The organism is Marinobacterium aestuariivivens (assembly GCF_042661465.1).
Taxonomy (GTDB): Bacteria; Pseudomonadota; Gammaproteobacteria; order Pseudomonadales; family Balneatricaceae; genus Marinobacterium_A; species Marinobacterium_A aestuariivivens.
Map to the genome: position 1 here is coordinate 260,361 of NZ_JBHSWE010000001.1, position 25,697 is coordinate 286,057.

General features: G+C 64.3%; 21 protein-coding genes and 4 pseudogenes. 13 read left to right on the top strand and 12 right to left on the bottom strand.

Annotated features, from left to right (window positions below; all coding sequences use genetic code 11):
- Positions 1 to 2: 2 nt before the first annotated feature.
- The 3 genes and pseudogenes from recB to ACFQDL_RS01390 all read right to left on the bottom strand — a co-directional run bounded on the left by recB (position 3) and on the right by ACFQDL_RS01390 (position 6,337).
- Positions 3 to 3,026: an exodeoxyribonuclease V subunit beta gene (gene recB / locus ACFQDL_RS01380; RefSeq protein WP_379907465.1), complete on the bottom strand. Its 3,024-nt coding sequence runs from the start codon at positions 3,024 to 3,026 to the stop codon at positions 3 to 5.
- Between the two features lie 2 nt (positions 3,027 to 3,028).
- Positions 3,029 to 4,790: pseudogene (locus ACFQDL_RS01385) on the bottom strand (hypothetical protein).
- A 224-nt stretch (positions 4,791 to 5,014) separates the two neighbouring features.
- Positions 5,015 to 6,337: an exodeoxyribonuclease V subunit gamma gene (locus ACFQDL_RS01390; RefSeq protein WP_379907466.1), complete on the bottom strand. Its 1,323-nt coding sequence runs from the start codon at positions 6,335 to 6,337 to the stop codon at positions 5,015 to 5,017.
- Between the two features lie 85 nt (positions 6,338 to 6,422).
- On the opposite strand from ACFQDL_RS01390, the gene ACFQDL_RS01395 reads away from it, so the two are divergent.
- Entirely contained in the window at positions 6,423 to 6,608 is a 186-nt protein-coding gene (locus ACFQDL_RS01395) for a hypothetical protein (RefSeq protein ID WP_379907467.1), read from the top strand.
- A 14-nt stretch (positions 6,609 to 6,622) separates the two neighbouring features.
- Here ACFQDL_RS01395 and ACFQDL_RS01400 read toward each other — a convergent pair whose 3' ends face one another.
- Positions 6,623 to 6,880: a hypothetical protein gene (locus tag ACFQDL_RS01400; RefSeq protein WP_379907468.1), complete on the bottom strand. Its 258-nt coding sequence runs from the start codon at positions 6,878 to 6,880 to the stop codon at positions 6,623 to 6,625.
- 559 nt (positions 6,881 to 7,439) lie between these two features.
- On the opposite strand from ACFQDL_RS01400, the gene ACFQDL_RS01405 reads away from it, so the two are divergent.
- From ACFQDL_RS01405 to ACFQDL_RS01435, 7 genes and pseudogenes are all read left to right on the top strand, one after another.
- Positions 7,440 to 8,633 (top strand): NAD(P)/FAD-dependent oxidoreductase, encoded by a 1,194-nt coding sequence (locus tag ACFQDL_RS01405; protein WP_379907469.1) that lies wholly within the window; start codon positions 7,440 to 7,442, stop codon positions 8,631 to 8,633.
- A 302-nt stretch (positions 8,634 to 8,935) separates the two neighbouring features.
- Positions 8,936 to 9,775, top strand: coding sequence for a phosphoenolpyruvate-utilizing N-terminal domain-containing protein (locus tag ACFQDL_RS01410; RefSeq protein ID WP_379907470.1), 840 nt, complete (start codon positions 8,936 to 8,938; stop codon positions 9,773 to 9,775).
- A 103-nt stretch (positions 9,776 to 9,878) separates the two neighbouring features.
- Positions 9,879 to 10,655 (top strand): annotated as a pseudogene (locus ACFQDL_RS01415) (putative PEP-binding protein); the annotation flags it as partial.
- 121 nt (positions 10,656 to 10,776) lie between these two features.
- A complete protein-coding gene (locus ACFQDL_RS01420; protein ID WP_379907471.1) occupies positions 10,777 to 11,226 on the top strand; it encodes a putative PEP-binding protein in 450 nt (149 codons plus the stop codon).
- Positions 11,227 to 11,453: 227 nt separating this feature from the next.
- Positions 11,454 to 11,954, top strand: a pseudogene (locus tag ACFQDL_RS01425) (N-formylglutamate amidohydrolase); the annotation flags it as partial.
- Positions 11,955 to 12,256: 302 nt separating this feature from the next.
- On the top strand, positions 12,257 to 12,673 hold the full coding sequence (locus ACFQDL_RS01430) for a tyrosine/phenylalanine carboxypeptidase domain-containing protein (RefSeq protein WP_379907472.1): 417 nt from the start codon (positions 12,257 to 12,259) through the stop codon (positions 12,671 to 12,673).
- On the top strand, positions 12,652 to 13,296 hold the full coding sequence (locus ACFQDL_RS01435) for a tyrosine/phenylalanine carboxypeptidase domain-containing protein (RefSeq protein ID WP_379907473.1): 645 nt from the start codon (positions 12,652 to 12,654) through the stop codon (positions 13,294 to 13,296). Before ACFQDL_RS01430 ends, ACFQDL_RS01435 begins: the two co-directional genes overlap by 22 nt.
- Before the next feature lie 319 nt (positions 13,297 to 13,615).
- Here the strand turns inward: ACFQDL_RS01435 and ACFQDL_RS01440 are convergent, their stop codons facing one another.
- The 4 genes and pseudogenes from ACFQDL_RS01440 to ACFQDL_RS01455 all read right to left on the bottom strand — a co-directional run.
- Positions 13,616 to 14,275: a class II glutamine amidotransferase gene (locus ACFQDL_RS01440; RefSeq protein ID WP_379907474.1), complete on the bottom strand. Its 660-nt coding sequence runs from the start codon at positions 14,273 to 14,275 to the stop codon at positions 13,616 to 13,618.
- A gap of 100 nt (positions 14,276 to 14,375) precedes the next feature.
- A complete protein-coding gene (locus ACFQDL_RS01445; RefSeq protein WP_379912799.1) occupies positions 14,376 to 14,834 on the bottom strand; it encodes an aldehyde dehydrogenase family protein in 459 nt (152 codons plus the stop codon).
- A complete protein-coding gene (locus tag ACFQDL_RS01450) occupies positions 14,831 to 15,067 on the bottom strand; it encodes an aldehyde dehydrogenase family protein (RefSeq protein WP_379912801.1) in 237 nt (78 codons plus the stop codon). The genes ACFQDL_RS01445 and ACFQDL_RS01450 overlap by 4 nt, the downstream gene beginning before the upstream one ends.
- 166 nt (positions 15,068 to 15,233) lie before the next feature.
- Positions 15,234 to 15,731, bottom strand: a pseudogene (locus tag ACFQDL_RS01455) (aldehyde dehydrogenase family protein); the annotation flags it as partial.
- 184 nt (positions 15,732 to 15,915) lie between these two features.
- On the opposite strand from ACFQDL_RS01455, the gene ACFQDL_RS01460 reads away from it, so the two are divergent.
- Genes ACFQDL_RS01460 through ACFQDL_RS01475 form a run of 4 tightly spaced genes read left to right on the top strand, consistent with a single transcriptional unit; the run spans position 15,916 to position 18,103 of the window.
- Positions 15,916 to 16,230, top strand: coding sequence for a hypothetical protein (locus ACFQDL_RS01460; RefSeq protein ID WP_379907475.1), 315 nt, complete (start codon positions 15,916 to 15,918; stop codon positions 16,228 to 16,230).
- Positions 16,205 to 16,903, top strand: coding sequence for a response regulator transcription factor (locus tag ACFQDL_RS01465; protein ID WP_379907476.1), 699 nt, complete (start codon positions 16,205 to 16,207; stop codon positions 16,901 to 16,903). The genes ACFQDL_RS01460 and ACFQDL_RS01465 overlap by 26 nt, the downstream gene beginning before the upstream one ends.
- Positions 16,887 to 17,852 (top strand): sensor histidine kinase, encoded by a 966-nt coding sequence (locus ACFQDL_RS01470; protein WP_379907477.1) that lies wholly within the window; start codon positions 16,887 to 16,889, stop codon positions 17,850 to 17,852. The genes ACFQDL_RS01465 and ACFQDL_RS01470 overlap by 17 nt, the downstream gene beginning before the upstream one ends.
- Positions 17,840 to 18,103 carry an ATP-binding protein gene (locus tag ACFQDL_RS01475; protein WP_379907478.1) on the top strand — a complete coding sequence of 88 codons (264 nt, stop codon included), beginning with the start codon at positions 17,840 to 17,842 and terminating at the stop codon, positions 18,101 to 18,103. Before ACFQDL_RS01470 ends, ACFQDL_RS01475 begins: the two co-directional genes overlap by 13 nt.
- On the opposite strand, the gene ACFQDL_RS01480 is transcribed toward ACFQDL_RS01475, so the two are convergent.
- Together ACFQDL_RS01480 and ACFQDL_RS01485 are read right to left on the bottom strand one after the other, a co-directional pair.
- Positions 18,088 to 19,785, bottom strand: coding sequence for a phosphoethanolamine transferase (locus ACFQDL_RS01480; RefSeq protein ID WP_379907479.1), 1,698 nt, complete (start codon positions 19,783 to 19,785; stop codon positions 18,088 to 18,090). The two genes, ACFQDL_RS01475 and ACFQDL_RS01480, sit on opposite strands and share 16 nt — an antisense overlap.
- 111 nt (positions 19,786 to 19,896) lie before the next feature.
- Positions 19,897 to 21,081: an MFS transporter gene (locus tag ACFQDL_RS01485; protein WP_379912803.1), complete on the bottom strand. Its 1,185-nt coding sequence runs from the start codon at positions 21,079 to 21,081 to the stop codon at positions 19,897 to 19,899.
- 409 nt (positions 21,082 to 21,490) lie between these two features.
- Here ACFQDL_RS01485 and ACFQDL_RS01490 point away from each other — a divergent pair, with 409 nt between their 5' ends.
- Positions 21,491 to 22,279, top strand: coding sequence for an endonuclease/exonuclease/phosphatase family protein (locus tag ACFQDL_RS01490; protein WP_379907480.1), 789 nt, complete (start codon positions 21,491 to 21,493; stop codon positions 22,277 to 22,279).
- 161 nt (positions 22,280 to 22,440) lie between these two features.
- Here ACFQDL_RS01490 and ACFQDL_RS01495 read toward each other — a convergent pair whose 3' ends face one another.
- Together ACFQDL_RS01495 and ACFQDL_RS01500 are read right to left on the bottom strand one after the other, a co-directional pair.
- Positions 22,441 to 23,541 carry an iron-containing alcohol dehydrogenase gene (locus ACFQDL_RS01495; RefSeq protein ID WP_379907481.1) on the bottom strand — a complete coding sequence of 367 codons (1,101 nt, stop codon included), beginning with the start codon at positions 23,539 to 23,541 and terminating at the stop codon, positions 22,441 to 22,443.
- A gap of 133 nt (positions 23,542 to 23,674) precedes the next feature.
- Positions 23,675 to 25,657: a methyl-accepting chemotaxis protein gene (locus tag ACFQDL_RS01500; RefSeq protein ID WP_379907482.1), complete on the bottom strand. Its 1,983-nt coding sequence runs from the start codon at positions 25,655 to 25,657 to the stop codon at positions 23,675 to 23,677.
- Positions 25,658 to 25,697: the final 40 nt, after the last annotated feature.

Here is a 25,697-nt window from a genome sequence, read left to right on the forward strand (position 1 = left end):
GATCAGCCGGTCTGCGGCACCGATATTGCGCAGGCGCAGCCCCGGTCATCGAGCGGCGCATCGAGCACATCGCCGACCAGGGTTTCGAGCACCGGCGCCCAACCCTCGTCAAAGCCCTCCAGCGCCAAGCGCTGACGGATCAGCTCCCGCAGCCCCTCGCCCGCGGCCCGGGGAAAATCCAGCTGCTCGAGCAGACCGTGGAGAAAGGTGCCCGCGCGGGCACCCTTCGGAAAACCGAAGATATCCGCCGTACCGGCATCGGGTTCGCGCGCGTCGGCGACGACCTCGAGGTCAAGTCCCGGCAGTTCCGGCAGGTCCCGGGCCGGACCCTGACTGCTCAGGGCCGAATAGCTGGAAATGCGCCAGTCGCGGCGGATCCGGCCACGGAAGGTGCGGGCTCCGAGTTCGAGGGTGCCGGCAGCCGGCGCCGGCAACGGCCGGTCGTCGAGCGGCGGCGCCGTCAGACAGATGCCGGCCTGCGCGCCCAGCTGCTGCAGAATACCGGGCAGCGCCTCTGCGTCGCTGCCATTGAGCAACAGATAGCCGAGGGCGCTGCGCGGCAGCACACTGGCCCTGTCGTTCCCCTGCTTCAGATCGCTGATGCCGAGGTAGCAGGCATGCACCGACCGGGTCAGGGCCACATAGAGCAGCCGCAGGTCTTCGGCCAGGCGCTCCCGCTCGGCCCGCAAGGGCCTGCGCCCCTGGCTCAGATCGTAAACCGGCCGGGTGTCATCGTCATGGTACAGCGCCCTGGAGGCGGTGCGGTGGTTGATCGGGAACGGCAGCAGCACCACCGGATATTCGAGTCCCTTGGACTTGTGAATGGTGATCAGCGTCACCCGGTTGCGATCGCTCTCGAGACGCAGCTGCTGCGCCTCGCTGTTGCCGTTGGGGCTTTGCAGGTGCTCGCCGAACCAGCGCATCAGCCCGGGCATGCCCTCGAGCTGCTGGCTGGCTTCCTGCAGCAGCTCCGCCAGGTGCAGCAGGTCGGTAAGGCGCCGCTCGCCGTCCGGCAGCGCCAGCAGCTGCGAGGCCAGATTGCGCCGCTCCAGCAGCTGGTGCACCGTGGCCAGCACACCGAGCGCCGACCAGCGCTGATGGTAGTCGATAAACTCGGCCACCAGCCCCTCCCAGCGGCGCTCGTCGTCGTTCAGCGCCTGCAGCGAATCGGCATCCTGCAGCAGCAGCGAGCAGGCCAGGGCCGCACGCAGATGGCGCTCCTGCTGCGGCTCCTGTATCGCCTGCAGAATGCGGTAGAGATCCAGCGCCTCCCGGGTACTGAAAACGCTGTCACGACCGGACTGGTAGACCGAGGGCACATGGCGCCGGCGCAGCGCCTGCTGTACCGCCGCCGCCTCGAAGCGGTCCCGCACCAGTACCGCCAGGTCCCGGGCCTCGAGGACCCGGTCGCCAATGCGGGCGCCACCGCCGAGCAGCCTGACGATCTGGCTGGCGCAGCTGTCGGCGAACAGCTGCTGATAGTCGGCCTTGCCGACCGGATAGCCCGGCCGGTGCCAGAGCGTCAGCGCCGGTACAGGCTCGCCGTCCAGCATCAGGGGCTTGCGGTCCGCATGCCCCGCCGCCTGTACCGGCAGAAAGGGAATGTCCTCGTCGAAGATAAAGGGGGCCACATGGCGCTCGAAGAGACGGTTGACCGAGGCGATCATCGCACTGGTCGAGCGCCAGTTGGTCGCCAGCGTATAGTGGTCGGACACTGCGCGACGCGCCTGAATGTAGGTGAATATATCGGCGCCACGGAAGGCGTAGATAGCCTGCTTCGGGTCCCCGATCATGAACAGGCCGCAGTCGGGACTGGTGCTGTAGAGTCCGCTGAAGATACGGTACTGCTGCGGATCCGTGTCCTGGAATTCGTCGATCAACGCCACCGGGAACTGAACGCGGATCGCCGCCGCCAGACGCGGGCCGGCCGCCGAGGCCAGGGCCCGGTCGAGGCCGCTGAGCAGATCGTCGAAACCGAGCAGGCGACGCTGCGCCTTGTTCAGCGCCAGGCGCCGGCGTACTTCGCGCAGCGCTTCGCCGAGCACCAGTTCACGCAGCGGCAGCCATTTTTCGCACAACTGCTCGATATGGGCAAAAAGCGGATGCTCGGGTGTCACGCCGTTCTTTTTGGTCTTGTCCCGCAACCGGCTCTGGCCGAACTTCTCCAGTATCTCGGCCAGCCGGCTGTCCGGCAGCACCTGATCCGATGCCACATAGTCCTCGACCGCCTGCAGCCAGCCCGGCACCGATGTCTTGCGATAGCTGTTGCCGTTGAGGTCGCCGCGCTGCAGGACATCCAGCAGGTCGTCGTCGCATTGCCGCCAGGCCTGCTTGAAGGCGTCCACACGCGCGACCTGAAGCTGCCACTCGTCCGCCAGATCCAGTGCCGACAGGTCGGGCTCCAGCCGCAGGCCATCGGTCGAGAGCAGGCCGTACAGGTCGCCGAGCAGCTTCATCGGCTCGCCCCAGAGCTGCAGCAGCGCCGCGGCCAGCGCTCCGGGCAGTTGATAGAGCCGAGAGCGCCAGTAGTCGAGCATCGCCTCGCGCCGCAACGGCGCGTCGTCCTGCTCGAGCTCGGTCTCGAACAGACTGCCGCTCTCGAACGCATGCTGTTTGAGCATGCGCTGGCAGAAACCGTGAATCGTGAAGATTGCCGCCTGATCCATATTGCGGGCCGCCGCCCCCAGGATCCGTGCGGCCTGCCCGTGGTCCGGCACCTCGCGCAGCAGCCGGGCGATAAAATGGTCCTCGCTTTCGCCGCGCACGAACGCCTGGCGCGCTTCGCGGATCCTGCGCCGGATGCGATCACGCAGCTCCTCGGTCGCCGCCTCGGTAAAGGTCACCACCAGAATCTGATCGACATCGAGGGGGCTGGCGTGGGCACTGTGCTCGTCGCCGTGCCCCAGCAGCAGGCGCAGGTAAAGCGCGGCGATGGTGTAGGTCTTGCCGGTGCCGGCGCTGGCCTCGATAAGGCGCATGCCGTGCAGCGGGAAGGTCGCGGGATCGAGTATTCGGGGCGAGGCCAAGATCACGACTCCAGTTTCAGATGGTCGAGCATGTCGCCGAACAGCGCTTCGCACAGCGGTATCAGGCGTTCGCTGATCGCTTCGAAGTCGGCATAGACACGGGCGATATAGGGGTCGCTGCCTTCGCCGGGCTGATAATAGCCGCTGTCGAACGCGCCCCGGGCCTGCTTCAGCGCCTTTTCCCGGTCCGGCTCGCTGAGCCAGGCCCAGGCGGTATTGGGCGCCAGCGGCAGCGGTTCGCACAGCCCCTGGCGGTAGGCCGACAGCAGGCGCTGCAGCCTGTCGACAGCCTGTTCGCGCGACAGCGGCGCAAAGTGTGCCGTTTTCACGCTTTTACGGTCGGCTCCGACACTGCAGAGTCCGCGCAGTCCGGCACCGGCGCAGCCGGCCAGATGCAGTATCCAGCCGCGGATCAGATCGTGCCCCTTGAGCGATGCCGGCCGGTAGCGCACCAGCTCATCGCCATGGACGCCGTCGAGCCAGCCGGTGAGGCGGATGCCGTCGATTGACAGGTCCAGCTCAACGCGCCGCGCCGGCGTGGCCAGCAGCGGTGTCAGCGCCCGGGCCAGCGGCTGCACCTCGACGCACAGCTGCCCGAAAAGGCGCTCCCCGGCGGTACCGACCGGCAGCCCCCTCGGCCCGCAACCGCTCGGCCAGCCCGTCCAGGTCACGGCCCTGAAGCAAGGCCTCGAGAATCTGCATCCTGAGACCGTAGCTCTCGAGGCTGTCGAGACTGAAGGGCTCCTCATCGAGCGCATCGGCCTCGAGCTCGCGGAAACTGACCCTCAGGCGGCGCTGGAAAAAATAGCGGCAGGGGTTGCGGTAGAAGGACAGCAGCTCGTCCAGCTCCAGCGCCGTGACCGCCTCCGGCGGCAGCGGCCGGGGGCAGAACGCCCGGACCTCGCCACTGCCTGCCCCCGCCGCCGGCAGCCACTGTTCGGCATAACTAAACAGCCCCGCTGAGCGCCCGTCGAAATAGCGCTCGCTGTAGGCGGTCAGCGGGTGCCCGGTGACCAGGTGCCGGCGCAGCCGCTCAGCACTTTCGTCCGGTGCCAGCGACTCATCGCCCGGCAGCACGAAACCCTGACAGCAGTATTCGAGCAGCTCGCTGACCAGCACCGAGGGCACCCGCTCACGGTTGTCCTGGATCGAACGGCCGACGAAACTGATATAGAGCTGCTGCCGGGCCGAGAGCAGCGCCTCGAGAAAGAGGTAGCGGTCGTCATCGCGGCGCGAACGGTCGCCGCGGCGCGGAAAACGGGCAATCAGGTCGAATCCCATCGCCGGCAGCGTGCGCGGATAGACGCCATCGTTCATGCCCAGCAGGCAGACAATGCGAAACGGAATCGAGCGCATCGGCATCAGGGTACAGAAGTTGACCGCACCGATCATGAAACGCTGGCTGCTGCGCGCCCCCGACAGCGACTGGGTCAGGTAGTCGATCAGGATCTCGGCGTGCAGCGCCTCGTCCCTGGCCGCATCGCTCAGCTCCTGCTGCAGCGCCTCCAGCGCATGCCGCACCTGCGACAGCGCCACCTCGTCCTGCTCGTCCGGCAGATAGAACCGGCCCAGCAGGCGGTTGATCTCGGCGACCCAGCCGGCGATCGGGCGGGCGCCGCGGAACAGCGTACAGCTTTCCTCGAGCAGATCGACGAAGTCCGCCAGTGGCCCCAGCAGCGCGGCATCCAGCCCCTCGACCTCGCTGTAGGGCGCCTGCTGCTGCCACAGACCATCGCAGTCGCCGAGGGCAAAGCCGGCAAGCATCCGGCGCAAACCGAAACGCCAGCTGTTCTGTTCGAACGGCGGCAGCGTCAGGGATTCACGCTGGCCTGCATCAAGGCCCCAGCGCACCCCCGCCTGCTCGATCCAGCCGCGCAGCCGCTCGAAAGCGGCATCGTCCAGGCCGAAGCGGCGCAGGGTCGCCGGCACTTCCAGCAGATCCAACACCTCCGAGACCCGCAGCCGGCTCCGGGGTAGCTGCAAAAGGGTCAGAAAACTCTGCAGCAGCGGGCTTTCCTGCGTAAGCCCCCGGTCCGAAATCGCGTACGGCAGGCGTCGCCCGGGGGCGCACTGCCGAACACGGCCTCGATATGGGGGGCATAGGCTGCCACATCTGGCATCATGACGATGATATCCCGTGGCGCCAGGCCGGGATCGGCCTCGAGCATGTCCAGCAGCCGGTCCTGCAGCACCTCGAGTTCGCGCAGCGGACTGTGACAGCTGTGCAGCTGCAGCGAAGGGTCCGCCGGATCCAGTGCCGTCTTCCAGCCGGAACCGGTGGCCGCTTCCGGCTCCCGGCTGCGGTCCTCGAGCTCGAGGATATCGCGCTGGATCCGGCCCAGCAGCGTCGCGGGGGCCTCCAGCTGCTCCCCGGGCAGCTCGTAGAAATCGAAGCCCGGCAGATCCATCTCCTGCAACTGATGCAGATAGTCGCGCCCGAGCTTGCCCATCGACGCCAGCAGCGGATTGCCGCTCTCGAGGTAATCGGCGGCGCCGGACAGGACAGCAGGGTCCTGACCGGCAAAGAGCTTGCGGCTGAGCTTGGCCAGATAGGCGGGATCGACGATATCGCCCCAGTAGTGACGGCAGGGATTGAGGATCATCAGATGCACCTCGATGCGCCGCCCCAGCGCCTGCAGCGCCTGCAGGTAGGTCTGCGGCAGCGCCGAAATACCGAACACGAACAGGCGCTGCGGCAACTGCCCGGCCGGCGCCTGACCCAGCGCCGCCACGAAAGCTTCCATCATGTTGGCGCGATGCCAGTGGGGCTGTCCCAGCGCCTCGGTGCGGGCCTGCAGCGCGCGCCAAAGCATGGGCTGCCAGACCTGATCACCGAGCGGGTCGCCGATCGCCTCGCCACGACTCCAGGCATCGATCCAGTCGGGACGGTAGACCAGGTACTGGTCGAAGATATCGGCGATCTTGCCACACAGCTGATAGCGCTTGAAGCCGGTCTCGTCCTGCTCCAGGTAATGCCGCAGCGGCGCGAACTCCGGTGTCTCAAGATGCTGCGGCAGGATGTCCATCAGCTTCCAGCACATCGCTTCCTTGCGGTAGGCCGAGCGCTCCGGCACCGCCGGCAGCAGCGTGGCAAAACTGTCCCAGAGAAAGGTGGCCGGCAGCGGGAAGCGCAGACCCGAGGCGATGCCCAGCCCCTCCGCGAGCTCGAGCTTGAGCCACTGCGCCATGCCCGGACTCTGCACCAGGATGCATTCGTCGCTGAAGGGATCGCTGAGCGGTTCGCGCTCCACCAGCAGGATCAGCAGGTCCTTGAGATTGGTCAGCGAATGAGAGTGATAGATCTGCAGCATATCCTGTCCCTGGCCGTTGAAAGTCACGACGCTGTCGCATTTGGCTGATTAAATACTGTGCCTGAATCACAGACAGGAGCCTTCCATGTCCCCGTATCCGCTGTCGCCGGCCCCCGGCCCGCAAAGTCCGCAACGTTCGCAGGACGCGGCACAGCGCCGCGACCGACTGCTCGACAAGGCGCGCCGGCTGCGTCGCGCTGCCCGCACACCGGACGAACTCTGGCTGGCCGAGCAGTACGAAACCGCCGCCGCCTTTGTCAGGAATGCCTGAGCGCGCGCCCTCGACTAGAACAGTTCGGGGGTCTGCGCCTGTGCGGCCTGGGCGTTTTCGTCCGGTGGCGCTTGCGGGGGACTGTCGACCCTGACGGTCGGGACGAACTCGCCGAAACCGGACTCGAGTGTCCAGAGCGTCCGGCCCTGCTCGACCCGAATCACGCCGTCGAAGCGTTGCTGCAGATACTCGACCGCTTCCTCGAAGGTGTCGATATCGCAGAGGATCACGCCGCCGCGGCCATTCTCGGTAGTGAACAGATAACTTTTCATTGCATCCTCCTGGGCCCGGAATCATCGCATAAAGCCGCGACCGTTTTAACCCGCCAATCGCCTGTCTTCCCCCGGGAACCTGCGAATAGGTCCCGGAGAGTTTCGCAGCCGGGGACAATCGGAGTTGTTCGCTGACTCCCCGGTGCCCGCGAGACCCACGGCCTAGTGGACATACCTGCCCGCGGGCGTTAGACTCGACCAATGCAATCGTTTGCACTGCATCGATACAATGCGCACAGTCAACAATCCGACGGCATGACCGTCGCCGGCCGTTCCGCTGAAGCGACATTAATTTTATAAAATTTACGAAAACAAGCTTGAAGCAGGTTAAGCATTCGACAGGTTGTTGCTATTCTAGCCAGCAATTCGCCCAAAACGATCGCCCTGCAGCCCTGAGCACGACCTCTTGCTGCCAAGGTGCGACCGACTGCGGCCCCGGTTTTTGCAACTGCACTTTTGAGGTAAATCATGAACAAGAAAGTCGTCATCGTCGGCGGCGGAGCGGGGGCTTGAACTGGCCACCCGCCTCGGCCGCCGCCATGGTCGCAAGGGTCTGGAGGTGACCCTGGTCGACCGCAACCAGACCCATCTCTGGAAGCCGCTTCTGCACGAAGTCGCCACCGGGTCCCTGGACGCCGGTATCGACGAGGTCAGCTACAGGGCCCAGGCCACCCAGAACCATTTTCGCTTTCGCATCGGCAGCCTGCAGGGACTGGACCGTGAGAAGCGGCAGATCCGGCTGGCGCCCATCCTCGATGAGGAAGGCAACGAAATCATGCCACAGCGATCGCTGGACTACGATCTGCTGGTCCTCAGCATCGGCAGCGTGACCAACGATTTCGGTACCCCCGGTGCCGCCGAGCACTGCGTCTTCCTCGACAGCCGGGCGCAGGCGGAGCATTTCCGCCAGCAACTGCTGCGGGCCTACCTGCGCACCAGTGCCAACCCAAAGCCGCTGAAGATCGCCATCGTCGGCGCGGGCGCCACCGGTGTCGAACTCTCGGCGGAGCTGTTCAATACCGCCCGGGAGCTGACCTCCTACGGCTTCGAAAAGGCCGATTCCCAGCCGCTCGAAGTAAGCCTGGTCGAAGCCGGCCCCCGTATTCTGCCGGCGTTGCCCGAGCGTATTTCCGGCGCGGCCCACCGCGAGCTGGAGAAACTCGGCGTCAGCGTACGGGCGGCCACGCGGATTCAGGAAGCGACGGCCGAAGGCCTGGTCACCGCCGAAGGGGAACTGATCGAGGCCGAGCTGATGGTCTGGGCCGCCGGTATCAAGGCGCCGGCGGTAACGCGCGATCTTGATGGCCTGGAGGTCAATGGCCGCAATCAACTGGTCGTCACGCCGGACCTGAAGACCAGCCTCGACCCCCGCATCTTCGCCCTGGGTGACTGCGCCGCCTGCCCGCTGCCTGACGGCCGGGGCACGGTGCCGCCACGGGCACAGTCGGCGCATCAGATGGCGAGTCACCTGTACCGCAATATCCGCAAAATGCTCGACGGCGAAGCCATTCCGGCCTACGAGTATCGCGATCACGGCTCTCTTGTTTCCCTGAGTCGCTTCAGTACCGTCGGCAGCCTGATGGGCAACCTGACCCGCGGCAGCATGATGATAGAGGGCCGCCTGGCCCGGCTGGTCTACATTTCCCTCTACCGCATGCACCAGATGGCACTCTACGGCGTCACCAAGACGCTGCTGGTGACACTGGTCGATCGTCTCAACCGCGTCATCCGGCCTCGCCTCAAGCTGCACTGAAAAAAGCCGTAAGAGTGACGCGTTACGCGTGACGGATTACGCGATGGTGGCTTTGACGCGTAACGCGTAACCTGTAACGCTCCTCACCCTGTTGGGTTTTGCGCCTTCGGCGCATTACCCAACCTCTGTTTTCTGAATTCCATGCAGCAATTGCGCCGATACGAGGCTTGTGCGAGTATCGGGACAGGCCCGACGATGATTTCCTCGAGGCGCCTGGCGGCCCTGACCGGCTGCCGCCGACCCCTGGCGGCAGGTGCGCCCCATCCGCCACCCACCGCAACAAGGACTCCGGAGTTCGATCCATGCTCCATTCGCTATCGACACTGACGTCGCTGGTACAGGATATTTCCCGCGCCGAAAACGCGGTCGCGGCAATGCGGCAAATCGTTGTAAAGCTGACCGAGATCTTTTCGGTGCCGGTCTGCAGCCTCTATCTGAAATCAGCGTCGGAAAACCGCCTGGTACTGGCGGCCACCGCAGGCCTGTCGGACGATGCCGTGGGCCGCGTCAGCCTGGGACTGGACGAGGGCCTGGTCGGCAAGATCGGCCGCACCCTGCATCCGCTCAACCTCGCCGATGCGCCGACCCACGACAAGTTCGTCTATATTCCGGAAACTCACGAGGCCCCCTATCACCAGTTCATGGGCGTGCCGCTGATTCATCTGCGCGAGCTGATCGGCGTGCTGGTCATCCAGGGCACCGAGCAGGACCGCTTCAGCCGCGAGGCCGAAGCCTTCATGGTCACCATCGCCAGTCAGCTGGCCGGCACACTGCAGTCGATCCAGCGCTCAGGCGACTGGCTGCCCCAGGCCCCGACGGCATTCGAGCACAACCGCCATGTCGGCGTACGCAGCGCCCCTGGCATCGGTTGCGGCCATCTCGAGGTCCTGCACCTGAACCTGAGCCTGCAGGACGTCACCGAGGAACACTGCAGCGATATCGAAAGCGAACGGGTACGTTTTGACAATGCCGTCGAGCGACTGCAGGAGGAACTGAGCCTCGGCGCCTCGCGCCTGGGCGACAACCTGCCGTCCGACGTTTCGAACCTGTTCTCCGTCTACCTGATGATGCTGCAAAGCCCTGAACTCTACGACAGCGTTACACGCCATATCCGCGCCGGCGCCTGTGCCCCCGCTGCGTGAAACCAGCCAGGAACTGGCGGCGCACTTCGACGAGGCCGAAGACCCCTACATCCGCGCACGCGGTGAGGATATCCGCAATATCGGCAACCGTCTGCTGCGCCACATGCTCAGCAAGAAGCCGCTCGGCGACACCAGCGAACATCGCGAACTGCTGCTGGCGGGCGACCTGATCAGCATCGCCGACCTGTCCGTCTATCGACCCGATCAGATCAAGGGGCTCGTCTGCACCAGCGGCTCGGCCCTGTCCCATACCGGCATCGTCGCCAATGCGCTGGGGATACCGGCGGTCATGGGCGTCAAGGGCCTGGATCTGAAGAAATACGACGGCCAGCTGGCCATCGTCGACGGCTACCGTGGCGAATGCATTACCACACCGTCCGACACCATGCTCAACGAATACCGGCGCCTGCAGAACGCCGACGAGCAGTTCCTCGACCAGCTCGCCTGCCTGCGCGACCTGCCGGCCGAGACCCTCGACGGCGAGCGGGTCGAACTGCTGACCAATACCGGCCTGCTGGCGGACGTCACGCCAGGCCGCAAGAACGGCGCCGAGGGGGTCGGACTGTACCGCTCCGAGATCCCCTTCATGCTGCACGAGAGCTTCCCGACCGAAGACGAGCAGTACGAGGTCTACCGCCAGGTGCTGGACGCCTATGCGCCGCTGCCGGTGGCGATGCGCACCCTCGATATCGGCGGCGACAAGCAGCTGCCCTATTTCGAGATCCGGGAGGAAAACCCCTTCCTCGGCTGGCGCGGCATCCGCTTTACCCTGGACAACACCTCGCTGCTGGTGACCCAGCTGCGTGCCATGCTCAGGGCCAATGCCGAAAATGGCAATATGCGCCTGATGATTCCGCTGGTCAGCCGCATCGATGAACTGGAAACCTTCCACAGCATCATTGCCGATACCCTCGAGGAACTGCAGCAGGAAGGTTATGCGGCCGTGCGCCCCCATTGGCATGATGGTCGAGGTGCCCTCCGCGGTGATGCTGCTGCCGCGCATGCTGCCCTATGTCGATTTCGTTTCGATCGGATCCAACGACCTGACCCAGTACCTGCTGGCCGTCGACCGCAACAATCCCAAGGTGTCGGCGCTGTTCGACAACCTCAACCCGGTCATGCTGGTGGCGCTGGAGCAGATCGTCAGCCACTGCAAGGCCAGCGGCACGCCGCTGTCGCTCTGTGGTGAAATGGCCGCAGACCCCGCCGCCGTGCTGCTGCTGGTTGGACTCGGACTGCGCACCCTGAGCCTCAGCGCCCACAGTATCCCCAAGATCAAGTGGCTGATTCGTTCGATCGACAGCAGCGACGCCCGGTTACTGCTCGAGCAGGCGAAAAAACTCGACCGCGAAAGCGATATCCGGGCCCTGCTCAACGACGAGCTCAAGCGACTGGGCCTGAAAAATCTCACTGGTCCCGAGCTGCTCGGCAACACCGACACCGGGAATTAAGGCCCGCACGCCCCGAATATCTGTACAGCGGTGGGAAAAGCACCGAAAATCCCCCGAAACCGCCGTCCGTTTTGGAGTGATGGATGCTGACCCTGACCGAAAACCAGATTCTCGAGCGTATTCACAGCCGTACCCCCTTCGAAGCGAGCCTGCGCGATGGCTCCCTCTGCATCAGGGTCGACGAGTATCTGCCCATCGTCTGCGCCGCGCTGCACGGCGGCAGCCGCATGCAGAACGACAGCCTCGAGCGCCTGGCGGTGGATGACAGGGACCGGCTGCAGCTCGAGGATCGCGGCAGCGACTGGCTGATCGCCCTGATGCCGATCACCCTCTGCGCCCAGGACTCCCGGCTCGAATACGACCTCAGCCTGCCGGCCGGGAAATGCGTGCGCGACGAAATCAGCGGCATGGCGCTGTGGCGGCGTCCGGTGACCAAGGTGCAGCGCCGCCGGGGCGAAGAGCGCCACCAGCGCATCTACCGCATTCTCGATGCCCTGCTCTGGGCACTGGAGGAGGATCACCGCCATGCGGTGCTGTTCGACATCCACAGCTGTCCGTTCGAGGAGATGCACGACGGCCATACCAAGATCAATATTGCCGCTGGGGATGTCGAGGGCGAGCAGTGGCAGCCGATGCTCAAACGCCTGCAGGGCAGGCTTGGAGAGATCGAGCTGCCGAACCTCGCCAACCGTGTCAGTTTCGGTGAACGCCAGCACGGCGGCGGCTATACCGCCAGCCATATCAGCGAACATCACGGCAGCACCCTGACCATCCCGCTCGAAATCCAGAAGGTCTTCCTCGATCTCGCCACCGGCCAGCCGTTCCCGATGGTCGTCGATGCGCTGCAACATGGCCTGCACGATGTGCTGCTGGAAACGACGGCCGACGCCAGCCGCACCTTCCCCGGTCGTTCGCTGCGCCGTCACGACCTGCTGCCGGCGGAACTGCCGCCCGAGGTGCTGCTGGTCGACCGCGAGCTGAAGAAACTGGCCAGGGGCTGGAGACGCTGCTCTATATCAACCCGATCAACATGCCGGGCGAACAGCGCCGCTTTCTCAAATCCCATGGCCGCCTGGCGCCGCGTTTTCGCTATCGCCAGCTCAAGATCGACCCCTATGCCCACCGCGAGAAGCTCTATCGGCTGCCGGTCGACGCCATCCGCGACCCGTCGCTGCGCCAGCTCTACCGCCAGGTCATCGATGCCCTGGCCGAACGCATCGACCTGCTGGTCAGCATCGGCACCGACAGCTTCCTCTACAATTCGCTGCGCTACTATGGCGAACCGACGGCCGGCGAGCTGGCCAATGCCCGTTTCCTGCTGCATGCGGTGGACCGGCCGGAAGAGGTCAACGGTCCGCAACTGAGCTCGAAGGAGATGATTCCGCAGTTCCAGCAACTGGCGAAAGCCTGGGACTCAAGTGCAAGGTGGAACTCTCGGACCAGCTGATTGCCGCGGCCATGGTCAACAACGGCCGCAAGGCGCTGCTGGTGCGCCGTTCGGCGAAGGTGTCACCGGTGGAGCTGCATGCGCTGGCGCACCACGAGCTCGGCGTGCACATGACCACCTCGCTCAACGCTCAGCTGCAGCCGCTGGAGGTGTTCTCGCTGGGCCTGCCCGGCGCGACCCACACCCAGGAGGGGCTTGCGATCTTCAGCGAATACCTGTCCGGCAACCTCACCCTAAAACGCCTCAAGAGCCTCGCACAGCGGGTGATTGCCGTCGACCTGATGATCCGTTACGGCGACTTCTGCCGCACCTGGCGCACCTTGGTGGAAGATTACGGCGTCGAACACGAGGAGGCCTTCCGTGTCTGCACCCGCGTCCACCGCGGCGGCGGTTTCACCAAGGACCACCTCTACCTGAGCGGCTTCCGCGATGCCCTGCAGCTGCATCGCAGCCGCGACATCCGCGGCCTCTTCATCGGCAAGACCGGCTTCGAGTACCTGGACCTGATCGACGACCTGCTGGCCCGCGAGCTGCTGGCTGCGCCGAAGTACCTGCCGGTATGCCTGGAGCAGCCCGGCCAGTCGGCGCCGGAACTTGATTATCTGGTGGCTTGTATTAGGTGAGTTCACCGTAGCAAGTTTACAGAATTGTAGGATGGGTGAAGCCGCCATTGGAGGACATTACCGGTATTGCACGGGGCCCTGCGCGGCGTAACCCACCATAGGCGCCGCAGGCGCCTTGGCTTCCGTTGGCATGGGGTGGGTTCACCCGTCGACAATCCCATGAGGGGTTACGCGGCGGCCACGTATCGCGGCAACCTTGTCGAATGGCCGTGACGCGCCGCTCCACCCATCCTACGAACTCAATACTGCCAACTGTCTTTCATCTGGCTCCAGAGGATGACCGGCGGCACGCGCTCGAGAATCTCGGCGCCGCGGATCATCAGGACCTCTCCCTGCGCCACCGGCGTCCAGCCCTCGCCCTGCGCCATCGAGGCGACGCGGGCCTCCCCGGTCTCTCGGATACGAAAAGGCCCGGTGCGGCGGGGTCATCGGGCCGGTGCTGGGCGTGGGCGAACAGCAGCTCGCTGTCGCTGTAGATGAAGTTGGCGAGTCCCAGAGGCCGCATGCGGGCGGCGAAATCGGTGACCAGGGCCAGACGTACCTCGGGCAGCGGTTTGCCGTCCTGCCAGAGTGCGCGCATCCGCGCCATCAGCACGCAGAACGCCTGTTCGGCGACAGTTGCGCCCACCGGCCGGTAAGGGCCGGTGGGATACTTGCGGCTGTCTTCGAGCCCCTGCAACTGGCCCTGAAAAGCAAACAGGTGGGTATGCCCGTGAAGCTCCCGGGCGAAGGGCTGACTGTCGGCGAGCGGCAGCCGTTCGGCGGGCCCCGAACAGGACAGCAGCAGGGCGCAGGGACGGCCGAAACCACTGACGAAATGCTCGATCAGACCGCCCGCCGCAGGCCCCCGGATCAGCAGCGCATCGGCGCCCTCGTAACACCCCAGCCCCTGCGCCGGCGGCGCAGCCGCCTCCGCTCCCGGTAGCAGATGCTCCGGCTCCAGGGGACCGGCTTCGGCTCTGGAAAGTGCAAATAACATGGACGGACTACTTCCTGAATAGGCGAGTTCACAGCGTAGAGTCAACAGTAGACAGAAGCGCCCGCAAAGCGGACGCTCACCATCTGTACGCTGTTAACTGTCAACTATCTTTATTCTTGCTGACAACCCGCAACTGGCAGAACTGATGAAAGCCCTCTGCCGAGCCGTGGTAGCCATAGCCGCTCTGGCGCGCCCCGACCCAGGGACACTCGACAGTGCCGAAGCAGCTCTTGTTGACCCCGATCATACCGGCTTCGAGATGCCGTGCCACCTGCCAGGCGCGATCCTCGTCCTCGCCGAACACCACGGCACCGAGTCCGTAGTCCCCGCCATTGGCCAGCCGCAGCGCCTCGTCGACGTCGTCGTAGACCTGGATGCACATCACCGGGCCGAAGGTCTCCTCCTGCATGATCCACATGTCGGCACGGCAGTCGGCCAGGATCGTCGGCTTGATGTAGCCGGGAGGATGATCATCGTCCCCCTGGATGCGGCGGGCGCCGGCCGCCAGTGCCTGGGCGATCTGATCCAGCACATGCTGGCGCTGACGCTCGTGAATCATCGGCCCGAGGCGGGCCTGGTCATCATGCCAGGGCCCAGGCGGTAATCGCGGGCCAGGCGCACCACGCGCTGCTCGAAACAGATCGCCACCTGACGGTCGACATAGACCCGCTCGGTGGAGACGCAGGTCTGGCCGGAATTCTCGAAACTGTTGGCACAGGCAAACTCCGCGGCAGCATCCAGATCGGCGTCGTCCAGCACCAGCAGCGGATCCTTGCCGCCCAGCTCCAGCATCAGCCGTTTCAGCCCGGGGCGGCCCGCGCCATGATGTCCTTGCCGGCCTCCCGCGAACCGGTAAAGGCGACCATGTCGACAGCGGCCTCCACCAGCGAGCGCCCCTGCTGGTCGGGCCCTGGATCACCTGCAGCACACCCTGCGGCAGAAAGCGGTTGAGCACATCGGCGTAGGCCTGGCCGGTCAGCGGTGTCTCCTCCGACGGCTTGAACAGCACGGTGTTGCCGCTCAGCAGCGCCGGCAGCAGCGTCCACTGCGGCATCGACATCGGGTAGTTCCAGGGGCTGATCACCGCACAGACGCCCAGCGGGTCGTAATAGAGGGTCGATTCGGTATCCTCGTCGGCACTGCGCCTGCAGCGCCGCCACCGCCTGCTTGACCCGAGGCGCCACGCTGGCGGCGCAGAACCGGACCTCGCCGATGCCCTTGCGCAACGGCTTGCCCATCTCCTGGCTCAGGAGTTCGCCGAGGAAGCGGCCTCCTCCTCCAGGGCCCCGGCCGCCTGCAGCAGGCAGCGCCCCCTCTCCTCCACGCTCAGGTGGCTCCATTCGGCCAGCGCATCGCGCGCGCCGCAGACCAGTGCCGGGATCGCCTCGAGCGGCGTCGTGGGAATTTCCCCCACCGGCTCACCGGTCGCCGGATTGAGGGAGATCAGATATGTCATAGCAGCACCTCCGTCAGCCTGACCTTCAGGATAGTTGCTGGCCGCCAGGGTCGCGACCCGCCTTCACCCGGGCCTCACGCAGCGCCGGTTAAACTCCGCCCTCGACAGACACTGAGCTGCCACGAGCCCTTATCCCGACCGGACCGATCAGCCGATGAATCAAAGCCTTCCCCTGACGCACTGCATGACCCAAGCCCCCGCGCGCCACTTCTGGATCAGGCACGGCCTTTTGCCACTGCTGCTGTTTGTCGGTGCCCAGGCGCTGATCGAGGCGTTGTCGCTGGACCTGGTGCTGGGGGACTGGCTCTTCCGACTGGAGGGTCACGACCTCTGGACCCTCGCCATCAGCTGGTTCAGCGCCCTGTTGCTGTATCGCTGGCTGTTGCAACGGCGCCCACTGGGGCATAATCCTCGGGCTGGCAGGACGCTTCTTATGCCGGTCACTGTCGCCGAAACAGGAGCCTGGACACCGAATGAAAGTGCTGGTCGCCGACGATGATGCCGATATCCTGGCCGGCATTGCGGATTTTCTCGAATGGCGCGGAATCGCAACCGACTGCGCCAGCAACGGCGACCAGGTCCTGGAGCTGTGCCGCCAGAATCGATACGACGTCCTGATCCTCGATGTGATGATGCCGCGACTGGACGGGCTGTCCTGCTGTGAACGTCTGCGCGCGGACGGTTTCACGACGCCGATCCTCTTTCTCACGGCACTCGACACGCTCGAAGACAAGATTCGCGGCTTCCAGGCCGGCGCCGACGATTACCTGATCAAGCCGTTCGCCATGGCCGAACTGGTGTGCCGGGTCGAAGCACTGAGCCTGCGGATATCCCGGCAGCAATTGCGCAAACTGACGTTCGGACCGCTGCAGCTCGATGTCGAGCAGGGGACCGCCACCCGCGACGGCGTGCCACTGGCCCTGACACCCCTGACCTTCAAGCTGCTCAGGCATCTTGTCGCCAGGGCGCCGCGCATGATCAGTCGCGAGGAGCTCGAGCACCAGATCTGGGGCTCGGACCCGCCCAGCAGCGACGCACTGCGTTCCCACCTCTACCAGCTGCGCATGCAACTGGACCGGCCGTTCAGGCAGCCAATGCTCGAGACACGCCGCGGCGTCGGTTTCCGCCTGACAGACCCGACCGCCCGGGAACCCCATGAAACAGAGTCTTAGACGCAAGATCATCCTGACAGTGGGCCTCTCGGCCTTCGCGCTCATGAGCCTTTACTGGTTGCTGGGCTGGCAGCTGGTCGAGCAGCTGGAACACCGGAACCGCGAACATTTCGCCGACTATATCGGCTCCCGTGTCGATCGCGTGCTGACCGGTGAAGTGACGCCGGACGCGCTGCAACTGTTCGACATGCTGTCCCTGATTCAGCCACCGAACGACGTGCCGCAGGCCTGGCAGCAGTACCCGGTGCCCAGCTTCGATGAGCTACCCAATGACGACCTCCTGATCGTGCGCCCCCATCCGCAGACCGGGGAGCCCTACTACCTGATGTTGCGACAGGTCGAGCAGTTGCTGGAGGGCCAGCAGCAGGAAACGGTCGAAATGGGGCTGGTGATCGGCGGCATTGCGCTGATCACCCTGGGCGCCATGGGGTTGACGCTGCTGATTACCTGGCAGCTGACGGTGCCGATCCGCGAACTCACGCAACAGCTGGAACGGATCGACCCCGCGCAGCCCAGGCTCGAGCCGCTCGCGCGCAATGACGAGATCGGTTTCATGAGCCGCCAGGTCGCCGCGCTGCTCGACCGTGCCGCGGCCTTCCTGCGGCGTGAACGCGATTTTACCCGCTTCGCCAGCCATGAGCTGCGCTCACCGGTCATGGTGGTGCGCAGCTCTCTCGACCTGCTTCGCGAGACCGTGCCGCCGACACGGCTCAACCGGCGCGCACTGCAGCGCATCGACGATGCAACCCTGCGCATGAACCAGCTGATCGAAGCCTTTCTCTGGCTCGGACGGGAAACGAAGCCGCCACCGGCGGTGCCACTCGACCGCACCGCACTGCAACAACTGCTCGACGAACTTTTCAGGATCCATCCGGACCTGCAGTCCCGCGGCACCGCCCTGTCGCTGGCGGAATGCCACTGGACGGTTCCCCCTTCGTGCTTTCGGTAGTCATCGACAACCTGCTGCGCAACGCCCTGATTCATGGCGAAGGGCAGATCGAGATCAGCAGCAACGCCACCAACCTGTGGATCCGCAACGCCGTCGGCGAGTCAGGCCCGGCGGGCACCGAAAGCCATGGCTACGGCCTGCTGATAGCCCGGCAGCTGTGCGAACAGGCAAATCTGGGGCTCGAGCTGGAAGCACAACCCGGGCAATTCAGCGCCAGGCTCCATTTCAACGGGGCTCAGGCCGGCCCCTGACCGACAGCGGGGTCGTCGCGCGCCAGATCTTCGGGCGCTCGGCGGCAGCCCCGGAAGATGTCCAGGGACGGGTCATACACCTCCGTTCGGACGTTCATCAGCCCCAGCACCGAGTGCACCAGGTTGTCGTGACTGACCGCGCTGTCACGCAGGCCATGCAGGCATTGGGTATTGATATCATCACGCTGCGCCAGACTCCGGGACAGCCAGACCACGAAGGGAATATGGGTCTGCTCCGAGGGTGCCAGCAGATAGGGCATGCCGTGCAGATAGATATTGCCCTCTCCCAGGGATTCGCCATGATCCGACATGTACAGCATGGCGGTGTCATAGCGATCCTGACGCTGCTTCAGGAAGCCGATCACGCGACTGAGGAAATAGTCGGTGTACAGAATGCTGTTGTCATAGGCATTGCGGATCGCCGCCTCGCTGCACGCCTGCAGCTGATTGCTGTCGCAGACCGGCGTGAACTGCTCGAATCGGCGCGGATAACGCAGATAATAGGCCGGACCGTGACTTCCCTTCTGGTGCAGCACCATGACCTTGTCGTCCGGACTGCTGTTCAGGTAGTCATTCAGCGCCGTCAGCATCGTTTCGTCGTAGCACTCGCTGTCACCGCAGAACTCCGCCGTATCGAACAGCTGTGCAGGCTGGCTTTCGACGCGATCGCAGACACCCTTGCAACCGGAATTGTTATCACGCCAAAGCACACCGATGCCGGCATGGCGCAGCACGTCGAGCAGATTTTCCCGATGACGCTCCGCCCCCTTGTCGTAATCGCTGCGACCATTGAGGGAGAACATGCAGGGCAGCGATTCGGCGGTGCTGGTGCCGCAGGAGGCCGCCTGGTCGAAATGGATCACCGATTCCTGCCTCAGCCGCGGGGTGGTATCGCGCGCGTAGCCGTTGAGGCCAAAGTTGGCGGCCCGCGCCGTTTCGCCCACCACCAGAATCAGCAGCTTCTGCCGTTCCCGCTCTGCGGCCGGCTCGATCACGCGCGCATCCTCGCCCAGGACCTGCAACGGCACATCGACCGGATCGTAGGCACCGAACAGGTAGCGGCTGCCGTAGTAGAGGTAGTTCGACGGCACGGCCAGGTTGCGAACCTGACGGTTGTTGCGAAACAGCGACGAGTAATCCTTGAACAGCAGCGCCGCATTGAGACCGATGACGACCAAACATAGCGACAGCGACAGCACGCCGGACTTCAGCTCGGTACCGCATGACCGCTGGCGAATCCGCACGCCGAGCACCAGCACGGACGGCAACAGGCCATACAGCAGCAGGTGTCCGAGCAAGGGCAGACTGAGCAGCTCCGCGGCCTCGCCGACATTGGTTTCGAACAGGTTCTGCACCATGGACTTGTCGATCAGGATGCCGTAACTCTGCATGAAATACGACACGGCGCTGGCACTGAGCAGAATGAAGATCGCCAGTGGCTTCAATAGCCGGCGATGGCCGATCAGGGTCAGGAAAATCTGATACAGCGCCACCAGCAGCGTGAAGAAGGCGGCGATGAACAGCAGCCGCGTCAGCGGGCCGGACGACGGCTGACTCGACACCAGCCGCCAGAGCGGCGCATTGTAAAAGAGTACCAGCGTGGCACAGAGCAACAGTCGAAACTGGCTGGCGGTGAGCGTGGGGCGCAGGCGTTTCCAGCCTGCCGGCTCGGACTTCGTCATGGGGTATTGAACTCGGCATCTTGGATCGATGCTGGATACCTTACGCCCGCCTGCGTGAGCGCTCTGTGAAATCGCGCGTTCCGAGCGCGACACTTCCAGCAGCGGGGGCGCTCAGGACGACAGGTCGGCGCGACTCTGGGCCACCGGCAGCAGCATCAGCAGACCGATCAGAGCCATCGCCCCCAGTACCACCGGAAACATCAGCCAGTTCATCCAGAGCCAGCCGACGGACGACTCGAGCCAGCCTGCCAGCAACGCTGACAGGCTGACGCTGCTGAAAACCAGAAACTCGTTGGCCGCCTGGGTACGGGCCTTTTCTCCGGGTCGGTAGGCCCGGGTCAGGTGGGTTGTAGCGCTGATGAACATGAAGCACCAGCCCACGCCCAGCAACACCAGCGCCAGCCAGAAGTGCCACTGGCTCTGCCCCTGCAGGTTGACGAAGATGCACAGCAGCATCAGCACGCCGCCGGCCAACATCATCGCCGGTGCGCCGAATCGCTCGACCAGACGTCCGGTGAAGAATGCGGGCACGAACATGCCCAGCACATGCCACTGAATCACATGGGCGGCGTCACCGAAGGCGAAGCCGCAGCGGTCCATGGCCAGTGGCGTCGCCGTCATCAGCAGGTTCATGACGGCATAACTGACCATGCCGGCGATCACCGCCACCAGAAACACCGGCTGGCGCACGATGGCCGACAGTGGTCGTGCCGGCGCCTCCCCCGCCTCCGAAGCCCGGATCTGCAACTGCACGAAACGCAGCAGTACCAGCGCGAGCCCGTAGAGCCCCAGCAGGCCGACAAAGGCACCGACAAAAGGCGCGCCGTCGAACCAGTCGCGGCTGAATACCGCCAGATTCGGCCCCAGTATCGCGGCAATGACGCCGCCGGCCATCACCAGCGATATCGCATGACTCTGCTGGGCCGGCGGTGCCGCCTCGATGGCGGCAAAGCGATACAGCATGCCAAAGCCGATGCCGACACCGAGCAGAAAGGTGCCGCTGCAGAACAGCGCAAATTGCGAAAGCTGCAGCGCCAGGATACAGCACAGGGCACCGAGCAGTCCGACCGTATTGCCGAGGTAGAATCCGTTCTTGCGGCCAATACGCTGCATGATCAGCGATGCCGGGATAGTCGCGGACATCAGGCCGAGAAACTGCAGCGCCATCGGCAGCGTGATCAGCTCGATACTCGGCGCCAGTTCGCGCCCGATCAGCGCATTGACCGAAACCAGCAGCACGGTGCCGGTACTGAGCAGCGCCTGGCAGAACGCCAGCAGGATGACGTTACTGTTCAGGGCGCTGGTCGGCGCAACCGAAGACACGGGCATGGAGAGGTCCTTGTAAAGAACGATCATTTATCGCTATTCGCTAAAGTAACATTAACGCTGAGAAGTGAGTAGTGAGGACTCAAGGACCGTACCCGAATCCCCGAATCCCCGAATCCCCGAATCCCCGAATCCCCGAATCCCCGAATCGGAGTATGGGTAAAGCGATGCAGTGGTGAATCCGTAACCGGTTGCCGCATGGTTCAGGCATCGCGCAACCCGTCATATCGATCGCAGTGCAGATCGATTGGCATCTGCGGCACTGACCCAAAATGTTTTGCCCGTCACGCTTAACGCTTAACGCTTAACGCTTAACGCTTAACGCCTCACGCAATTTGCCATTTGCCATTTGCCCCACGCCCCCCATACTGAAGGAGCCATGAAGATCCAACGCTCCCCTCCGTTTCACGCCCACCGGGACGGCCATATTCGCCTGCTGTCCCTGAACATCCAGGTTGGCCTGGAGACATCGAGCTATGTGCACTACGTCACCCGCGCCTGGAAACACCTGTTGCCGACAAGGGGCGCCCGGGACAACCTCGAGCGCATCGCCGACCTGGCCTCCCACTTCGATATCGTCGCACTGCAGGAGGCCGATGCCGGCAGCCTGCGTACCGGACGCCTCAATCAGGTCGCCCATCTTGCAGAGCGATCGGGACTGTCCCACTGGCAGGCCTCGGTGACGCGGGACCTCGCGCCCTTCGCCCGCCACTGTCTTGGCTGCCTGTCGCGCTGGCCGCTGCGCCAGGTACGCTCCCATGCCCTGCCTGGCCGGGTACCGGGCCGCGGTGCGCTGGAGGTTGAGATCTGTCCGCCCGGATACGAACCGCTGCGACTGATCATCGCCCACCTGGCGCTCAGCCGCCATGCCCGCGCCCGCCAGCTGCACTACCTCGCGGACCTTGTCAGCGCACAGAGCGACACCCTGTTGCTCGGCGACCTGAACTGCGATCTCAGTGAACTCGATGCCCATCCCGGCCTGCGCCAGGCCAGCCTGCAGCCGGTGCACGAGGAGTCCACCTTTCCGAGCTGGCGCCCCAACCGCTCCATCGACCATGTGCTGGCCACGCCCCATGTCGAAGTACTGGATGCACGGGTGCTGGATGAAAGGATGTCGGATCATCTTCCCGTTGCGACCCAGATCAGGCTGAAGCTCGAAAGCGTCTGAAAACGACACTTGGTTGAATGGATGCCTCTTATTCTAAAATCGCGTGAGGCGTGAGCGTAGGGTGGCAATGAGCGGAGCGAATTCCACCATCGGCCACCGAACCCTGAGCCGGGGCAGGCAGCAAGCGTACAGCGTGGAGCTCTGAGCTTGCCGCTTTTTTCTCAGAGGCGCCGGTGCAGGACAGTGGCGATCTCGTCCAGCGTCAACACGACCGGATTCGTTTTCATGCTGCTGCCGCCGCTGGCGGCGGCCACCCGCTCAATATCCGCCTCGACCATACCGAATGAGGCAAGTCGCGGCAGATTGCAACGGCCAGTCCACTCCGAGAGCAGCGTAACCAGCGCATCGGCATCGCTGCATCCGTCATCGCCCAACCAGCCTGCGACCCGGGCGTATTTCGCCAGCGCCGGGCTTTCGGGATTCCGCTCGCGCAGCGCCTGGACATTCACCCGCGTCGCCTCCGCCAGCAGGGTGCCGCAGGCAAGACCGTGGGGAATCGGGAACCAGGCGCCCAGTGGCGAGGCCATGCCATGTACCGACCCGAGTCCGGCCTGGGCCAGGCAGATGCCCGACAGCATCGAGGCATAGGCAAGACAGCTGTAATCGCCTACCGGCCGCTGCGGGTCCGCCCTGAATCCTGCGGCGAAGGCCCTGAGCCCGCTTTCGGCCAGCGCATCGGTAAAGGCGCTGGCGCGGGTCGCGACATAGGACTCCAACAACTGCGTCAGTGCATCCAGTGCATTGCCCAGCATGACCCGGGGCGGACAGCTGTGCAGCAGCTGGGGATCCACCAGCGCCAGACGCGCCAGCAGACGCTCGTCGCGAAAGGACTTCTTGAAACCGTCGCTGCCGGGACGGGTCAATACCGCATTCCTGGTCATCTCGCTGCCGGTGCCGGCCGTGGTCGGCACCGCGATGAAGGGCAGCGCCGGCCCCTCGTAGGGCAGCTGCGGCCCGACGCCCTCGAGATGATCAAGTACCGAGCGACCAGTCGGCAGCAGCGCGGCGATCGCCTTGGCGGCATCCAGGGCACTGCCGCCTCCGATACCCACCACCATCTCGATCGATGCATCGGCAAAACGTGCAACCGCCCTATCGACCTGTTCAGGACCGGGTTCGCCTGCAATGCCGAGTTGCTCCCACTCGATACCCTGCCGGTCAAGCCCCTGCTGCAGCCTTTGCCAATGCGGGCTGACCAGGAAAGATCGCCCGCCGGTCACCAGCAATGCACGGCGACCAAAGGCCGCCAACGCCAGGGGCAAACTGTCGATCCCCCTTCACCAAACAGAATGCGCGGCAAGGCCGACACGGAGAAAGGTGGGATCGTCATGGGTCCCGATGAGAACGGCGACAACCGGCCACTCTGCTGTTCCATCTGTCTTTTTGCGTTCATTTCTATACCCTGAATGTCCTGATCAACTGCTCGATACCTTGCAACTGCCGCTGCAGCCGCTCGCCCTGTTGCGCCAGCATATCCATCTGCTGAAAGTTCTCCCGCGCTACGGTACTGATGACATTGACGTTGCCGGCAGCCGAGGTTGCGACCGCCCGCTGCTCATTCATGGCGCTACCGACCTCTTCCGTCACCCCCCGGATGCAGGTGGTGCTGTCCCGGATCTCGTCCACGGCGGACGATGCCTGCTCGATGAGCTGTCGCGACGCCAGCAGCTGCGCCCGGCTGTCAGCCATTGCGTCGACCGCCTCGGATGCATTGAGCTGCAGGCTTTCGACCAGGTCGCGGATGGTACCCGTACTTTCGCTGGTACGTCGGGCCAGGTTACGTACCTCATCGGCAACCACGGCGAAGCCTCTGCCCCGCTCGCCGGCACGCGCCGCTTCGATGGCAGCGTTCAGGGCCAGCAGATTGGTTTGTCCGGCAATGGCATCGATGGTCTGCACAATGCCGCCAATCGCCTCGGATGAAGCGGCCAGTTGAGCGACACGTCCGGTTGCCTCGGTCATCTGCACTTCCAGCACCGAGACCTGGCGCAGGTTATCCAGCATCAGCTGCTGACTGCGGTCGACGTCGCGGTCGATGGTCGTGGCCAGCGCCTGACTGCGCTCGGTCTTGCCGTTAACCTCCTCTACCGCCGACTCCACCTGTGCCATCGCCGACGCCACGCTTTCCAGCTCCATGGCCTGGCGCTCGAGCCGCTCACGTACAGCGACGGATACGGAGCGATTGCTGCCCGACAGCTGGGACAGCGTATCGGCCGTCGATCGCAGGTCACCCAGTATCGCCTGCATGCTCACCAGCAGCTGTCCGACGGAGCCCGTCAGCCTGACAAACTCGCCGGTCGCGTTAATGGAGACACCACCTCGATAATCGCCCGCGGCCATCTCCCCCAGCTTGCTTACGATGGCATGCAGTGGCCGCCTGATAAGACGTCCCAGCAGTAACGAGACGGCAAGCGCCAGAAGTAAAACGACCGGCAGCAGCAACCAGACGAGTCGGCGAGAGTTTCGGGCTTCGTCGTCCAGTTGCCGACCGGCGCCCAGGATGGCGGCTTCGCCTGAGTCGGTCATCCTGTTCAGCTCGAGGTCGACCTCGTCGATCAGCATACGGACTTCCTCGAGTGCCTCCTCGATCCGGGCTTCGTTATGGCGGTAGGCCAGATAGCGGCTGACAATGCCATCTTCGCTGTTGATATTGTCGACCAGCGCCTGTTTTCCGGTGTTGATTGCCACCAACGCCGGCACTTCGGTCACCAGGTCAGCAATATCTTCGCTGAAATTGGCGCTATTGAACCGAATACGCTCGACTTTTTCCGCCAGCTGGTCGGGACGGCGGGTGTTAACGAGGTTCATCACCAGCAGTTCGACACTGGAAAAACGCTGCATCAGCGTTCTGACCAGGTCGGCCGTATAGATGTCCCTGGCCGCCCGCTGCAGCGATCGCTCGCTGATCTGGCGCTTCATCTCCGACGCCTGCAACAGGAAGTCCGACAGGTCGTTCTGGATTTGCGCCGACGTATCGAGCCGAAAGCGCTGCGACCGATGGAGTTCGCCGGCCAGCGCCTCCAGGCGCTGCAATTGCCGCCGAAGCTCGCCGACTTCGTCGCTCAGGCTGCCCCCGTCGAGCTGGCCCACGATCAGCCTGAGCTGCCGGTTCTGCTGTTCGATATGGTGATAGCGCCGTTCGAGTTCGTCGGGTTCACGGGCCTGTACCAGCTCCATTACCTCGACGGTGGTTCCGAGAACGCCCGAGGAGATTGCCGTTGCCCGTTGATGCAGTGGATAGGCCTGTTCCGTGATGGTCGCGATACGCTCGCCGATGCGCTGCATCATCCAGCCATTGACCAGTCCCCAGCCAAGAATGACCAGACAAAGGAATCCAAACCCCATATAGAGACGGTGAACGATGGACAATCTGTTCATGTGCGATTTCCGGACGATAACCGTACAGCCTATAAAAAAC

Bases quoted from the DNA above. Each gene is read 5' to 3' on its own strand.
- ACFQDL_RS01420 (WP_379907471.1), top strand. From the start codon at position 10,777: ATGCTGCCCTATGTCGATTTCGTTTCGATCGGATCCAACGACCTGACC.
- ACFQDL_RS01465 (WP_379907476.1), top strand. From the start codon at position 16,205: ATGAAAGTGCTGGTCGCCGACGATGATGCCGATATCCTGGCCGGCATT.
- ACFQDL_RS01470 (WP_379907477.1), top strand. From the start codon at position 16,887: ATGAAACAGAGTCTTAGACGCAAGATCATCCTGACAGTGGGCCTCTCG.
- ACFQDL_RS01410 (WP_379907470.1), top strand. From the start codon at position 8,936: ATGCTCCATTCGCTATCGACACTGACGTCGCTGGTACAGGATATTTCC.
- ACFQDL_RS01400 (WP_379907468.1), bottom strand. From the start codon at position 6,880: ATGAAAAGTTATCTGTTCACTACCGAGAATGGCCGCGGCGGCGTGATC.
- ACFQDL_RS01390 (WP_379907466.1), bottom strand. From the start codon at position 6,337: ATGCTGCAGATCTATCACTCTCATTCGCTGACCAATCTCAAGGACCTG.
- ACFQDL_RS01440 (WP_379907474.1), bottom strand. From the start codon at position 14,275: ATGTTATTTGCACTTTCCAGAGCCGAAGCCGGTCCCCTGGAGCCGGAG.
- ACFQDL_RS01490 (WP_379907480.1), top strand. From the start codon at position 21,491: ATGAAGATCCAACGCTCCCCTCCGTTTCACGCCCACCGGGACGGCCAT.
- ACFQDL_RS01430 (WP_379907472.1), top strand. From the start codon at position 12,257: ATGCCGGGCGAACAGCGCCGCTTTCTCAAATCCCATGGCCGCCTGGCG.
- ACFQDL_RS01500 (WP_379907482.1), bottom strand. From the start codon at position 25,657: ATGAACAGATTGTCCATCGTTCACCGTCTCTATATGGGGTTTGGATTC.
- ACFQDL_RS01450 (WP_379912801.1), bottom strand. From the start codon at position 15,067: ATGCTGGAGCTGGGCGGCAAGGATCCGCTGCTGGTGCTGGACGACGCC.
- ACFQDL_RS01395 (WP_379907467.1), top strand. From the start codon at position 6,423: ATGTCCCCGTATCCGCTGTCGCCGGCCCCCGGCCCGCAAAGTCCGCAA.
- ACFQDL_RS01480 (WP_379907479.1), bottom strand. From the start codon at position 19,785: ATGACGAAGTCCGAGCCGGCAGGCTGGAAACGCCTGCGCCCCACGCTC.
- ACFQDL_RS01445 (WP_379912799.1), bottom strand. From the start codon at position 14,834: ATGATTCACGAGCGTCAGCGCCAGCATGTGCTGGATCAGATCGCCCAG.
- ACFQDL_RS01460 (WP_379907475.1), top strand. From the start codon at position 15,916: ATGACCCAAGCCCCCGCGCGCCACTTCTGGATCAGGCACGGCCTTTTG.